The sequence below is a fragment of the Sphingosinithalassobacter sp. LHW66-3 genome (genome assembly GCF_050703275.1).
GTDB lineage: Bacteria > Pseudomonadota > Alphaproteobacteria > Sphingomonadales > Sphingomonadaceae > Sphingomonas.
In genome coordinates this window covers 1,494,621-1,507,946 of the sequence record NZ_CP193482.1, presented here as the reverse complement: position 1 = coordinate 1,507,946, position 13,326 = coordinate 1,494,621, and the positions used below count along the sequence as shown (strand labels likewise).

General features: G+C 68.8%; 13 protein-coding genes and 1 tRNA gene. 7 read left to right on the top strand and 7 right to left on the bottom strand.

Annotation, left to right across the window (positions count from 1 at the left end; genetic code table 11):
• The first annotated feature begins 74 nt into the window (after window positions 1–74).
• Window positions 75–971: an ROK family protein gene (locus ACQ450_RS07320; protein ID WP_431471076.1), complete on the top strand. Its 897-nt coding sequence runs from the start codon at window positions 75–77 to the stop codon at window positions 969–971.
• On the opposite strand, the gene ACQ450_RS07315 is transcribed toward ACQ450_RS07320, so the two are convergent.
• Entirely contained in the window at window positions 958–1,608 is a 651-nt protein-coding gene (locus ACQ450_RS07315) for a DNA-3-methyladenine glycosylase family protein (protein ID WP_431471075.1), read from the bottom strand. The two genes, ACQ450_RS07320 and ACQ450_RS07315, sit on opposite strands and share 14 nt — an antisense overlap.
• Window positions 1,609–1,671: 63 nt before the next feature.
• Between ACQ450_RS07315 and ACQ450_RS07310 the strand changes: the two genes are divergently transcribed.
• Window positions 1,672–1,989: a 2Fe-2S iron-sulfur cluster-binding protein gene (locus tag ACQ450_RS07310; RefSeq protein ID WP_188055991.1), complete on the top strand. Its 318-nt coding sequence runs from the start codon at window positions 1,672–1,674 to the stop codon at window positions 1,987–1,989.
• A 20-nt stretch (window positions 1,990–2,009) separates the two neighbouring features.
• Here the strand turns inward: ACQ450_RS07310 and rlmB are convergent, their stop codons facing one another.
• Together rlmB and ACQ450_RS07300 are read right to left on the bottom strand one after the other, a co-directional pair.
• Window positions 2,010–2,771, bottom strand: a complete 762-nt coding sequence (gene rlmB, locus ACQ450_RS07305; RefSeq protein ID WP_431471074.1) for a 23S rRNA (guanosine(2251)-2'-O)-methyltransferase RlmB — start codon at window positions 2,769–2,771, stop codon at window positions 2,010–2,012.
• Window positions 2,771–4,387 (bottom strand): M20/M25/M40 family metallo-hydrolase, encoded by a 1,617-nt coding sequence (locus ACQ450_RS07300; protein ID WP_431471073.1) that lies wholly within the window; start codon window positions 4,385–4,387, stop codon window positions 2,771–2,773. The genes rlmB and ACQ450_RS07300 overlap by 1 nt, the downstream gene beginning before the upstream one ends.
• A gap of 138 nt (window positions 4,388–4,525) precedes the next feature.
• On the opposite strand from ACQ450_RS07300, the gene ACQ450_RS07295 reads away from it, so the two are divergent.
• A tRNA-Tyr gene (locus ACQ450_RS07295) sits at window positions 4,526–4,612 on the top strand.
• A gap of 16 nt (window positions 4,613–4,628) precedes the next feature.
• Here ACQ450_RS07295 and ACQ450_RS07290 read toward each other — a convergent pair.
• The 3 genes from ACQ450_RS07290 to rph form a co-directional block, all read right to left on the bottom strand.
• Entirely contained in the window at window positions 4,629–4,814 is a 186-nt protein-coding gene (locus tag ACQ450_RS07290; protein WP_431471072.1) for a hypothetical protein, read from the bottom strand.
• Between the two features lie 105 nt (window positions 4,815–4,919).
• Entirely contained in the window at window positions 4,920–5,567 is a 648-nt protein-coding gene (gene rdgB / locus ACQ450_RS07285) for an RdgB/HAM1 family non-canonical purine NTP pyrophosphatase (protein WP_431471071.1), read from the bottom strand.
• Window positions 5,564–6,280: a ribonuclease PH gene (rph, locus tag ACQ450_RS07280; RefSeq protein ID WP_188055986.1), complete on the bottom strand. Its 717-nt coding sequence runs from the start codon at window positions 6,278–6,280 to the stop codon at window positions 5,564–5,566. The genes rdgB and rph overlap by 4 nt, the downstream gene beginning before the upstream one ends.
• Before the next feature lie 90 nt (window positions 6,281–6,370).
• Here rph and ACQ450_RS07275 point away from each other — a divergent pair, with 90 nt between their 5' ends.
• The 4 genes from ACQ450_RS07275 to ACQ450_RS07260 all read left to right on the top strand — a co-directional run bounded on the left by ACQ450_RS07275 (window position 6,371) and on the right by ACQ450_RS07260 (window position 11,398).
• Window positions 6,371–6,886 (top strand): DUF6438 domain-containing protein, encoded by a 516-nt coding sequence (locus ACQ450_RS07275; protein WP_431471070.1) that lies wholly within the window; start codon window positions 6,371–6,373, stop codon window positions 6,884–6,886.
• Window positions 6,887–6,964: 78 nt separating this feature from the next.
• Complete coding sequence (gene hrcA / locus ACQ450_RS07270; RefSeq protein WP_188055985.1) at window positions 6,965–8,008, top strand: heat-inducible transcriptional repressor HrcA; 1,044 nt, start codon at window positions 6,965–6,967, stop codon at window positions 8,006–8,008.
• A gap of 19 nt (window positions 8,009–8,027) precedes the next feature.
• Complete coding sequence (grpE, locus tag ACQ450_RS07265; protein ID WP_431471069.1) at window positions 8,028–8,591, top strand: nucleotide exchange factor GrpE; 564 nt, start codon at window positions 8,028–8,030, stop codon at window positions 8,589–8,591.
• Between the two features lie 56 nt (window positions 8,592–8,647).
• The gene (locus ACQ450_RS07260; protein ID WP_431471068.1) at window positions 8,648–11,398 is read left to right on the top strand and encodes a [protein-PII] uridylyltransferase; all 2,751 of its coding nucleotides are present in this window, start codon (window positions 8,648–8,650) and stop codon (window positions 11,396–11,398) included.
• Window positions 11,399–11,401: 3 nt separating this feature from the next.
• Here the strand turns inward: ACQ450_RS07260 and ACQ450_RS07255 are convergent, their stop codons facing one another.
• Window positions 11,402–13,321, bottom strand: coding sequence for a cation:proton antiporter (locus ACQ450_RS07255; RefSeq protein ID WP_431471067.1), 1,920 nt, complete (start codon window positions 13,319–13,321; stop codon window positions 11,402–11,404).
• Window positions 13,322–13,326: the final 5 nt, after the last annotated feature.

Sequence of the window (13,326 nt, the reverse complement as noted above, 5' to 3'; positions counted from 1 at the left end):
CCCCCTGAGCGCCGCGGCGAAGTTTTCGCCGCTGCGCGCTTTGTCGTGTGCGCGACTCGGGGTAGCGCGTTGCGATGGAATGCGCCGCGCCGCTGATCGCCGGGCTCGAACTGGGCGGGACAAAATGCGTCGCGCTGCTCGCGCGCGGGCCGGAGGATGTGCGTGCGCAGCAGCGGATCGCGACTCGCGACCCGGAGACGACGCTCGGCGCGATCGAGGCGCTGCTCGACGGCTGGCAGTTCGATGCGATCGGCGTCGCCGCCTTCGGGCCGATCGAACTCGATCCCGCCCGGCCCGATTTCGGATCGGTGACGGCGACCACCAAGCCGGGCTGGACCGGCACCGATCTCGTGCGGCGGCTGGAGCGGCGGTACGGCAAGCCGGTCGCGATCCAGACCGACGTCAACGGCGCCGCGCTGGCCGAGGGGCGCTGGGGCGCGGCGCGGGGGATGACGAGCCACCTCTACATCACCATCGGCACCGGCGTGGGCGTCGGCATCGTCACCGGCGGTGCGCCGGTCCAGGGCGTTGCCCATGCCGAGGCAGGCCACATGCGCGTGCCCCGTGCGCCCGGCGACTCCTTTCCCGGCTGGTGCCGCTTTCACGGCGACTGCGTCGAGGGGCTGATCTCGGGCCCGGCGCTGGCCGAGCGGTTTGGATGCGCGGGCGAGGAACTGCCCGCAGCGGGGCCGCACTGGGATTTGTTCGTCCACGACCTCGCTGGGCTGGTGCACAATCTGGTCGTCACCTTCGCGCCGCAGCGGATCGCGATCGGCGGCGGTGTGCTCAATGCGCGGCCGCATCTGTTCGGGCCGCTGCGGCGGCGGCTGGCCGAAAGCATCGGCGGCTATGGCTCGCTTGCGGCCTATGCCGCCGAGCTCGATTCGCGGCTGGGGCCGCCGGGTCTGGGAGGCATGGCAGGGCCGCTGGGGGCAGTGGCGGTGGGGCTCGACGGTCTCAGAGCGGGCTGAGCTCCGGCCCGTCCTTCGCTCGCGTCTTCTCGAAGCCGTAATGGTGCCAGGCGAAGATCGCCGCCGCGCCGCGATGCGGCCGCCACGGTTCGGCCAGCGCGCGAACCTGCCGTTCGGTGGGGCGGGCGCCATGGCCGAGGATCCGGCCGACCGCGATCTGCACCGCGAGATCACCGGCGGGCCAGATGTCCGCCCGCCCCTCGGCGAACAGCAGGTAGATTTCCGCCGACCAGCGGCCGATGCCCTTCACCCGGGTGAGCGCGGCGATCGCTTCCTCGTCGTCCCGCGGAAGCGCGGCGAAATCGAGCCGCCCGCTCGCCACTTCCTCGGCGAGGCTGCGGGCATAGGCGATCTTCTGGCGACTGAGACCGGCGGCACGCAATGCCTCTTCCGAAGTCGCGAGGATCGCAGCCGGATCCTCGGCATCGCCCACCGCGGCTTCCACCCTGCCCCAGATCGACCGGGCGGCGGCCACACTCACCTGCTGGCCGACGATCGTGCGCAGCAGCGTGGCATAGCCGGGTTCGCGGATGCGCGGCTCGGGATAGCCCGCGGCGGCGAGCGCGGCGGCGAAACCCGGCTCGATCCCGCCCAGCGAATCGAGCGATGCGCGCAGCTGTTCGGCAGTCAGGCCCATCGGCGCCATCCTTGAAATGCAAGGGGATCGGCGGCATGGGAGCCGACGACAAAGGAGACTGGCATGCCGAAGCTTATCGTCGTGACACGGGATGGGGAAGAACGCGAAGTCACGGGCGACGTGGGCCTTTCGGTGATGGAAGTGATCCGCGACAACGGCTTCGACGAGTTGCTCGCGCTGTGTGGCGGCTGCTGCTCGTGCGCCACCTGCCACGTCCATGTCGACCCGGAATTTGCGGCCAAACTGCCGCCGATGAGCGACGACGAGAATGATCTGCTCGACAGCTCGGCCGACCGCGACGAACGCTCGCGGCTGTCGTGCCAGATCCCATTCACCGACGAGCTGGACGGGCTGAAAGTGACGATCGCCGAAGAGGATTGAGGCGCTTCAGTCCGGCCGGTTCATTGCGGCACCGTGGGCCGAGTCGCCACGGCATAGAGCGCGATCGCCGCGGCGTTCGAGACGTTGAGGCTTTCGACTCGGGGCGAGATCGGGAGCTTCGCCAGCAGGTCGCAATGCGCCTCGGTGTTCTGGCGCATGCCTTCGCCTTCGGCGCCCAAGACCAGGCAGATGCGTCCTTCGCGGCCGATCGCCTCGGCGAGCGTCGCTTCGACATGCCCCGTCAGGCCGACGCGCCAGAACCCCGCCTCGGCGATCTCGCCGAGCGCGCGGGACAGGTTCACCACCCGCACCCAGGGCACGATTTCGAGCGCACCCGAGGCCGAACGTGCAAGCGCCCCCGATTCGGGCGGCGCGTGCCGATCCTGCGTGACGATGCCCAGCGCGTCGAACGCCGCAGCCGAGCGCAGCACCGCGCCGACATTGTGCGGATCGGTGACCTGATCGAGCACGACCAGCGGGCGGCGATCGCGCGCGCCCTGTTCGAGCAGATCACCGAGCCAGATGTCCTCGAGCGGATCGACTTCGGCGACTAGCCCCTGATGCGGCGCATCGCCGGGCACCAGCCGGCCGAGGTCGGCCGCATCGGCATAGGTGATCGGAATCACCGGCGGCAGATCGAGCGCGCCCAGCGCCTCCCGCGTGCCCCAGATCTTGCGCACGCGCCGCTCCGGATTCGCCAGCGCCGCGAGCACGGCATGGCGCCCGTAGAAGCGCGGGCGCGAGGCAGGCGCCTGCGAGGGACGGTGGCCGCGCCGCGCCATCAGTGGCCTGCGTCCGCCGCGGGGAAGGGATAAAAGCCGTCGGAGGCATTTGGCTCGCGCGGGAAGGGGACGCGCGGCAGCGGCGCATCGGCATTGGCGGCCTGGATCAGGAAGGCAGCGAGGATGACCGCACCCTGCCGCAGATCGTCGGCCTTCAGATGATCGAAGGTGTCGACGTTGGTGTGATGCAGCCGGCTGCCGTAATCGAGCGGATCCTGGATGAACTGGAAGGCGGGGATGCCCACCGCGTCGAAGAAGACGTGATCGGTGCCGCCGACGCTGCGCATCGCCACCTGCGTGGCGCCCAGCGATTCGAACGGGCGGAGCCATTCCTCGAAGATCGGCACCACGGCGGGATTGCCCTGGGCGTTGATGCCGCGAATCCGGCCCGAGCCGTTGTCGAGATTAAAATAGGCGACGAGCCGGTCGTAGTCGGCCTGCTTGGCGAGCGGCCAGGCATTGCGCCAGCCCATGTAGCGCGCGATGCCGGTGAGGCTCGGGTCCACAGGGCGCGAGGCGATGTGGCGCTCGACATAATCCATCGACCCGAGCAGGCCCTGCTCCTCGCCGTTCCACAGCGCGAAGCGGATCGTGCGCTTCGGGCGGATGCCGAGCGAACGGATGATCCGCGCGGCCTCCATCACCATCGCCGAACCGGCCGCATTGTCCGCCGCGCCGTCGCCCGCGGCCCAGCTGTCGAGATGCGCGCCCGCCATGACATAGCCGGCGTTCCGGTCGGTGCCGGGGATGTCGGCGATGACATTGTACGCCTGGGTGTCGCTGTCGTCGAAATGGACGACGCTGTTGAGCTCGAGCTGCGGCGCGGCGCCCATCCGGATCAGCCGGACAGTGCGGCGATAGTCCTCCGCGCCCATTTCGAAGGTCGGCATCGACGGGGTTTCACCCGTGCCGAAGGTGTAGCCGCTGCCGTGGAGGAGATTGCCGTCGCGATAGGATATGGTGACGACCGCGAGCGCACCCTCTTCCTTCAGGAACGCGTCGCGCTGCGCAGCGAAGCTCCTCGCGCCGACCCGCGCCGAACCACGGTTCGGGCTGTAGTTCGGGATTGCGTAGCTGTTGAACTCGGCGAGCTGCTCGTCGGTCCAGCGGCGGAAGGCAGGTTCGGTCGGATCGGGGCGCTCCTCGGGCTCGCTGAGGAGCACGATCTTGCCCGCCAGCTTGCCGCGCCACGCGTCGAAATCGCCGGCGCTGTCGATCGGAGCATAGACCGCCTCGCCGGCGACGGGCGTGCCGGTGCCCGGCGTCCAGGTGACCGGAACGACCGAGAGCTCGTCGATCCGCGGCGTGATCATGCGGCCGTTGTAGCGCTCCGCCCACCACCCGCGGCCGAACTCGAATCCTTCCTTGTGGACGTTCGACAGCCCCCATTCGCGGAACTTGGCGGCGGTCCAGTCCTCAGCCGTGCGCATGCCGGGCGAGTTGGTAAGCCGCGGCCCGATCACATCGGTGAGATATTGCGCGATCCGCATCACTTCGGACTGGCTGGTGCCTTCGGCGAGGATGCGTGCGGTCTGGCTGCGGTCGACCTGCTGGGCCGTGGCGGAAAGCGGGGCGGCCAGGGCGGCGGCCGCGAGGACGAGTGCGAGAGCGCGCATGGAACTCCTTGAAGGTGAAGCGTTCGATCGGCGCGGACGCTATTCGCGAGCCGATGGCGGCGCAAGTGCGCGCTGCGGCGTTGACAGGCGGCGCGCGCATCGGCATTGGACGCCGCTCGCTCGACAAGCGGCTCCCATGGACAGGTGGCCGAGTGGTTAAAGGCAGCAGACTGTAAATCTGCCCGGGTTTCCCGTACGCTGGTTCGAATCCAGCCCTGTCCACCATTTTCCGCAGCCGCGGTCAGGCTCCTCCAGCGCCCCTCACGGGGCCGCCGCGCGGCTTCCTGCCGGAGCGGTCCACCGGAGCGGACGCGGGTTCGGCCTTGGCATCCCCGGGGTCGCAGTCGACCGGCGCGACCGGCACCGCCGCGCGCTCATCCTCCGCCAGATGCTCCAGCAGTGTCGCGAAGCGTCGCATCGATCCCATGATCCTCTCCCTCGCCCGGATAGCTGAAGCGCCAGCGAAGCTGCGGGTGCGAGGTTCCCGAGCGAAGAGGGTTAACGCACGGAAATCCGGGGATAACGCGCCTGGTCAGTCGAGAACCGCCGCCACGAGCTGGCGGAAGGCATCGGCGCGGTGGCTCATGCCGTGCTTCTTCGCCGGGTCCATTTCGCCGAAGGTCCGTTCCTCGCCGTTCGGCAGGAACACCGGATCATAGCCGAAACCCCGCGTCCCGCGCGGCGGCCAGACGAGCGTTCCATCGACGCGGCCCTCGAACCATTCGACATGGCCGTCGGGCCAGGCGAGCGCGAGCGCGCAGATGAAGTGCGCATCGCGCGGCGTTTCCGGCCCGAGCTGTTCGAGCCGACGCTCGACTCGGCTCATCGCGACGTTGAAGTCGCGTGCCGGACCCGCCCAGCGCGCCGAGAAGATGCCGGGCTCGTTGCCCAGCGCCTCGACGCACAGGCCGCTGTCGTCGGCCAGTGCGGGAAGGCCCGAGAGGTCGGCCGCCTGGAGCGCCTTCAGCTCGGCATTGGCGACGAAGCTGGTGCCGGTCTCTTCCGGCTCGGGCAGGTCGAGTTCGGCCGCCGACACCGGCGCGATGCCATAGGGGCCAAGCAGCTCGGCGATCTCGCGCACCTTGCCGGAATTGTGGCTGGCGATGACGAGCCTGCCGGGCTGGAGCTTGCGGATCGCCTGCGGCGCATCGCCGCCGATGCCTTCATTCGGACCGGTCATCCGCCGACAGCCTTCTTCTGCGCGGCGAAGATGTCGTTGCAGCCGATGCGCGCGAGGCGGAGCAGGCGCAGCAGCCCTTCCTCGTCGTAGCAGGCGCCTTCGGCGGTCGCCTGCGCCTCGGCGATGCGACCGTCGCCCAGCAGCACGAAATTGGCGTCGGCGTCGGCGTTCGAATCCTCGTCGTAATCGAGGTCGAGCACCGGCGTGCCCTGATAGATGCCGCAGCTCACCGCCGCGACCTGGTCGCGGATCGGGTTCTCGGCCAGCGCGCCTTGCGCCAGCAACTTGTCGACTGCGATCCGCAGCGCCACCCAGGCGCCCGAAATCGCCGCGGTGCGCGTGCCGCCATCGGCCTGGATCACGTCGCAGTCGAGCGTGATCTGGCGCTCGCCGAGCAGCTTGAGATCGGTGACCGCGCGGAGCGAGCGGCCGATCAGACGCTGGATTTCCTGGGTGCGGCCCGATTGCTTGCCCTTTGCCGCCTCGCGATTGCCGCGCGTGTGAGTCGCGCGCGGGAGCATGCCATATTCGGCGGTGACCCAGCCTTCGCCCTTGCCGCGCAGCCAGGGCGGCAGCCGCTCCTCTACCGAGGCGGTCACCAGCACCCGGGTATCGCCGAAGCCGATCAGGACCGAGCCCTCGGCGTGGCGCGTGAAATGAGGCTCGATCGTGATCGCCCGCATTTCGTCGGGGGCGCGGCCGGATGGGCGCATGCTTCAGTCTCCTGTAAGGTTTGGTGCGGGACCTAGCGGCGATGGGGCGAACGCGCCAGTGCGGCCGGGCGATCCTGCGAAAAGGGAGGAATGATGATGCGTTTGATTGCAGTGGGTTTGACCGCGCTCGCGCTGGCGGGCTGCACCACGAGCCGGGCCCCCGAGGCACCCGTGGGCGCGCCGATCCCGGTGGAGAGCGAATCGATCACCTACGAGACCGGCCCCTGCTTCGGCCTCTGCCCCGTCTATTCGGTGACGGTACGCCCCGACGGGACCGGCACCTTCAACGGCATCCGCAACACCGCAGTGACCGGCGAGCGCGATTTCACGCTGACCGCGGATCAATATGCCGCGTTCAAGGCGAAGCTGGCGCCCTATCGCCCGGAGACCGGCACGGTCCGCTACGCCCATGGCGAGCCGAACTGCGAGCAGGTGGCGACCGACATGCCGAGCGCCGAAGTGACCTGGACCCGCCCGATCGGCGACAGCCAGAACCTCTATTTCTACTTCGGGTGCACCGCGGAGCAGAACAGCGACATCGCCGATGCGCTGGGCCAGGCGCCCGAGCTGCTGCCGATCGAGAGGTTCATCGGCGAGCAGCCCTGACGTCCGCAGCGCGCAACGCTCCGGCGCGGCGCGCGGCAGCCCTTGGCGGACGCCGCTCGCCGCGCCTACATCATGGCCATGAGTACGCCTCCGATCCACGAGATGACCGACCGTGCCCGCGACGTCTTTCGCATCGTGGTCGAATCCTATCTCGACAGCGGCGCGCCGGTGGGGTCGCGCACGATCTCGAAGATCTCCGGGCTCAACCTGTCGCCGGCCTCGATCCGCAACGTGATGCAGGACCTCGAGGAGCTGGGGCTGCTCGCCGCGCCGCATACCAGCGCGGGGCGGCTTCCCACCGAAAGCGGGCTGCGGCTGTTCGTCGACGGGATGATGCAGGCGAGCGAGCCGACCGCCGACGAGCGCGCCGCGATCGAGTCGCGCGCGGGCGAGGCGGGGCCGATCGAAGAGGCGCTGGCGAACACGACCGCCGCGCTGTCGGGCCTCTCGGCCTGCGCGGGGCTCGTCATGGTGCCGAAGAAGGAGCCGATCCTGCGCCAGTTCGGCTTCGTGCCGCTGAGCGAGGATCGCGCGCTCGCGGTGCTGGTGGGCGACGACGGCTCGGTCGAGAATCGGGTCGTCGATCTGCCGCCCGGGATGCGCCCCGACGCGTTGAACGAAGCCGCCAATTATCTTTCGGCGACGCTGGGCGGGCTGACGCTCAGCCAGGCGCGCGCGCGGATCGAGCGCCAGATCCGCGACGAGCGGGCGGCGCTGGACAGCGCGGCGCGGACGCTGGTCGAACGCGGACTGGCGATCTGGAGCGAGGACGGCGACAGCCGCCCGGTGCTGATCGTGCGCGGCCAGGCCCGGCTGCTTGACGAAGGCGCCGCCGAGGATCTCGAGCGCGTCCGCCAGCTGCTCGACGAGCTGGAAGGCAAGCAGGAGATCGCCCGGCTGCTCGACAGCGCCCGCGAAGGCGACGCGACGCGCATCTTCATCGGATCGGAAAACAAGCTCTTCGCGTTGTCCGGTTCGTCGGTGATCGCCAAGCCCGTGCGCGCGCTCGACGGGCGCGTCGTGGGCGTGGTGGGTGTCATCGGGCCTACTCGGTTGAACTATGCCCGCGTCGTCCCCATGGTGGATTTCACGGCATCAACGCTGGCCAGATTGCTGGCCTGACGCAGAAAAACAGGAACACATGATCGATCAGGAAAAGTCGGACACGACCGACGTAAACGACAGCGAGACGCTGCGCGACGAGACCGCCGAAGCGGCTCCCGAAGTTGCCGAGCACGACCGGATCGGCGCGCTGGAGACCGAGCTGGCCGAAGCGCGCTCGGCAGTGCTCTATGCGCGCGCCGAGACTCAGAACGTCCGCCGCCGCGCCGAGAAGGAAGCCGAGGACGCGCGCGCCTATGCCGTGACTCAGTTCGCGCGCGACATCCTCTCGGTCGCCGACAATCTGAGCCGCGCGCTTTCGGCGATTCCCGCCGACCTTCGCGAGAACGAAAAGATGAAGGGGCTGGTCTCGGGCCTGGAAGCCACCGGCCGCGAGATCGACGCGGTGTTCGGGCGCCACGGCATTTCGCGAGTCGCCGCGATGGGCGAGCCGCTCGATCCGAACCGGCACCAGGCGATGCTCGAAGTGCCGAGCGATGATGCCGAGCCGGGGACGGTGGTGCAGGAAATCCAGTCCGGATACATGATCCGCGACCGGCTGCTGCGCCCGGCGCTGGTGGGCGTCGCGAAGAAGCCCGACTGAGGTCCGCCATCCGGGGGCGGCTGGCACCGCGCCGCCACCGCCCCTATGTCCCGGACATGTCCGGACGCTTCGATTCGCTGCCAAACCGCCGCGCCATCATCGATCGGCGCGCCGTGCGCGAGTCGCTGGCTTCGCTCGAGGCGGGCGACACCGCGGCGCTGCGCCAGGCCGCGACGGCACGGCTGCGCACGGCGCTGGATGCGGGCCGCGCCGAGATCGCGCGGCGGCTGGCGGAGCATCCCACGCGGGGCCATCGCGCGGCGGCGGCGGGCGCGTTCCTGACCGACCAGATCCTGCGGCTGCTGTGGGACTTCACGGTCGAGCGGCTCTATCCCAACAGCAACCCGACCGCCGCCGAGCGGATGACGCTGATCGCGGTCGGCGGCTATGGCCGCGGCGAGATGGCGCCGCACTCGGACGTCGACATCGGCTTTCTGACACCGTGGAAAGTCACCGGCTGGTCCGAGCAGGTGATCGAATCGATCCTCTATTCGCTGTGGGACATGCAGCTGAAGCTGGGCCATTCGACTCGATCGCTCGACGAGATGGTGCGGCAGGCGAAGAGCGACGTGACGGTGCGCACGGCGCTGCTCGAGGCGCGCTACGTCTGGGGCGATACCGAGCTCTATGACGAGGCCGCGCGGCGCTTCAAGGCGGAGGTGCAGGCCGACAGCGCCCGCGATTTCATCGCACAGAAGCTCGCCGAGCGCGACCAGCGGCACAAGCGGATGGGCGACAGTCGTTATGTCGTCGAGCCCAATGTGAAGGAAGGCAAGGGCGGGTTGCGCGACCTGCACACGCTCTTCTGGATCGGCAAATATGCCAATGGCGTGCGCGAGCCTGCCGAGCTGGTCGAAGCGGGGCTTCTGAGCAAGCTGGAATACCGCCAGTTCCGGCGCGCCGAGAATTTCCTGTGGGCGGTGCGTTGCCATCTCCACCTGATCACCGGCCGCGCCGAGGACCGGCTGACCTTCGACCTGCAGCGCGAGATCGCCGAGCGGATGAACTATGCCGACCGCCCGGGGAAATCGAAGGTCGAGCGGTTCATGCACTTCTATTTCCTGCAGGCGAAGAAGGTGGGCGACCTCACCGGCCTGTTCCTCGCGCATCTCGACGAGAAATATGCGGCGCGCGGCCGCCGCTTCGGCCTGCCGCGACTGAAACGCGCCCCGGCCAAGCTGAAGGGCTTCGTGCTCGATCGCGGGCGGCTGGCGCTGCCGGACGACTTGTTCTTCCAAGCCGATCCGGTGCGGCTGATCGAGATCTTCCAGCTTGCGGACCTGCACGGGCTGGAAATTCATCCGCTCGCGATGCGGGCCGCCAACCGTGACGCCAAGCTGGTCGACGACACGCGCGACGACCCGCGCGCCAATGCGCTGTTCCTCGACGTGCTGACGAGCCCGCGCGATCCGGAGACGGTGCTGCGCTGGATGAACGAAGCAGGCGTGTTCGGCCGCTTCGTTCCCGATTTCGGCCGTGTCGTCGCGCAGATGCAGTTCGACATGTACCATCATTTCACGGTGGACGAGCATACGATCCGGGCAGTGGGGCTGCTCAGCAGGATCGAGCGCGGCGAGCTGAAGGACGACCATCCGGTCGCAACCGAGATCTTCGGGCAGATCGTCTCGCGGCGCGCGCTCTATGTCGCGGTGCTGCTGCACGATATCGCCAAGGGACGCGGCGGCGACCATTCGGTGCTCGGCGCCGAAGTGGCCCAGCGGCTGTGCCCGCGGCTGGGACTGACCAAGGCGGAGACCGAAACGGTCGCGTGGCTGGTGCGCTATCATCTGCTGATGTCGGCGACTGCCTTCAAGCGCGATCTTGCCGATTTCAAGACGATCCTCGACTTCGCCTCGGCGGTCCAGTCGCCGCAGCGGCTCAGCATGCTGCTGGTGCTGACGGTGGTGGACATCCGCGCGGTGGGCCCGGGGGTGTGGAATAGCTGGAAGCGTCAGCTGCTCACCAATTTGTTCGAGGCGGCGGAGGAGGTGCTGCGGCTTGGCCATGCACAGAAGGGTCGCAGCGAGCGGATTGCGGCGAAGCAGCGGGCGCTGGCGGAGCGGCTGAACTGGGAAGCGCCGCGGATCGAGCGGATCGTCGAGCGGCTGCCCGAACCCTATTGGATCGCCGAGCCCGAGGATGTTCTGGAGCGCAATGCGCGGCTGATCGACGGCGCCGGCGACGCGCAGCTGACGGTCGAGGCGCAGGTCTATCCTGATCGCGGCGCGACGCTGGTGACGGTCTATGCCGCCGACCATCCGGGCATCTTCTATCGCATCGCCGGGGCGATCCATGCCGCCGGCGGAAACATCATCGATGCGCGCATCCACACGACGCGCGACGGGCTCGCGCTCGACAATCTGCTGGTGCAGGACCCCTTCGGCAGACCGTTCGGCGACGAGACGCAGCTCGCGCGGCTGAAGGCGGGGATCGCCGACGCGCTTGCCAACCGGGCGCGGCTGAGCGAGCGGCTGATGACGAAGCCGCTGCCGCATCCGCGCCAGCACACGTTCACGATCGAGCCGAACGTGCTGATCGACAATAAGGCATCGAACCGGTTCACGGTGATCGAAGTGAATGCGCGCGACCGGCCGGCGCTGCTCTATCACCTCGCGCGCGCTTTGTTTCAGTCGAAAGTGACGATCCGTTCGGCGCATGTCGCCACCTATGGCGAACGCGCGGTCGACACTTTCTATGTGACCGACCTGATCGGCGACAAGATCGTCGCCGGGCCGCGGCTGAAGGCTGTCGAGCGCCGACTGCTCGAGGCCGCCGCGGGCGACGGCGAGCTCTCGCAGGCTGCCTGACCGCTATTCGTCGCGCTTGGTCTCGGCTTCGTTGGTTCGCTCGGCACGCTCGGCACGCTCGGCACGGCCGGCTGCATCCTCGGCCCGTCCTTCCTTGGCGGCGGCCTCCTCTGCCTTCCGCGAGGCGCGCACCGCCTGCTGCGCCGCCTGCTGCTCGGGCGGGATGAAGCTGATCACTTCGTCGCCTTCGTCGACATAGGGCTTCGCCGTCGCCGAGAAGAACTCGAGATGCCCGCCCTCGCGCTTGATCGCGACCGGCTCTCCGCCGCGCGCCAGCCGCTGGCGGTAATCGCCGAAGCTGAATTTTTCGGTGATGCGAGTCCGGCCGAACTGCCAGCCCTCGGCGATCAGCCGCTGCAGTTCCTCGACGCTGCGCTTGCTTTCCAGCAGGACATGCGTGCGCGGCTGGACGGCGCCCTGCTTGTCCTGCGGCGCGGTCTGGGTGAGCTTCTCGAACCCCATTTCGGGGCCGAGATCGGAGCAGACCAGCGCATTGTACGCGTCATTGTCCGTCGCGGCGAGCAGCTGCTGATATTCGGACAGGTCGAGCCGGTCCTCGTGGACTTCCTCGAGGATGTCGCCGCGCCACACGTCGAGTTCCTTCCGCCGTGCCGAGCGCAGCGCGAAGGTCGAGCTGTCGGCGACCGTCACCCGATAGCCGAGCTGCTTCAGATAGGCGCCGAACGCAGTGGTCCAGTCGTTCGCGCCGACGATCAGCACGCTCTCGCCCTTGCCGCGGTCGATCCCGAGCCGCTGCGCCACCCAGGGCGCCGAGAAGCCGTGCGCGAGGATCGTGACGACCACTACCGCGAAACTGAGCGGCACCAGCGCCTCGGCATCGGGCACGCCGTAATCCACCAGGCGCAGCGCGAAGAGCCCGGTGATCGCGACGGCGACGATGCCGCGCGGGGCGATCCACGCGATGAACAGCCGCTCGCGCCAGGGCATCGACGAGAAGGCGAGGCTGATCAGCACGGTGAGCGGCCGTACGAGGAAGAGAAGCAGCACGAGGAACGCCGTGAACCGCAGCTGGAAATCCTGCAGCGTCTCCCAGTCGAGCGTGGCGGACAGGATGACGAACACGCCGGAGATCAGCATGACCGTCAGATCTTCCTTGAATCGGCGGAGCGCGCGGCTCGAATGCACCGGGCGATTGGCCATGACGAGCCCCATCACCGTCACCGTGACCAGGCCGGTTTCGTGCTTCACCAGATCGGCGAGCACGAAGCCGCCGATCACCGTCGCCAGCAGCACCGAAGCCTTGAGATATTCGGGCACATAGCCGCGCGGGAACAGCCAGGTGATCGCGAAGCCCAGCGCGACGCCGAGCAGCGCCGCCAGCAGCGTGGCCACCGCGACGTCGCCGATCACGCCGCTGACGCTCGCGTTCGGCCCGTCGAAGGTGATGTAGGCATAGATGGCGACCGCCAGCAGCGCGCCGATCGGATCGTTGACGATGCCCTCCCACTTGAGGGTGTCGGCGACCCGCGGCGGCACGCGCAAGGTGCGCAGCATCGGCCCGATCACCGTCGGGCCGGTGACCACCAGAATGCCGCCGAACAGCGAGGCCACGCCCCAGCTGAGCCCGGCGCCATAATGCGCTGCGAGCGTCCCGAGCAGCCAGCCGAGCGGAACCCCGATGATGACGAGCCGCAGCACCGGCTGGCCGGCGTGGCGCAGGTCACGGAAATTCAGGCTGAGGCCGCCCTCGAACAGGATCACCGCCACCGCGAGCTTGATGATCGGCTCCTGCAGCGGCCCGAGATCGCGGTCGGGGACGATGATGCCGAGCACCGGACCGGCGAGCACGCCCGCCAGCAGCATCAGCGCGATCGCCGGGCGCCCGGTGCGCCACGCGACCCACTGGGCGGCGATGCCGATCACGCCGATCAGCGCGATTTTGACGAGAAGCGAATCGATCATGCCTG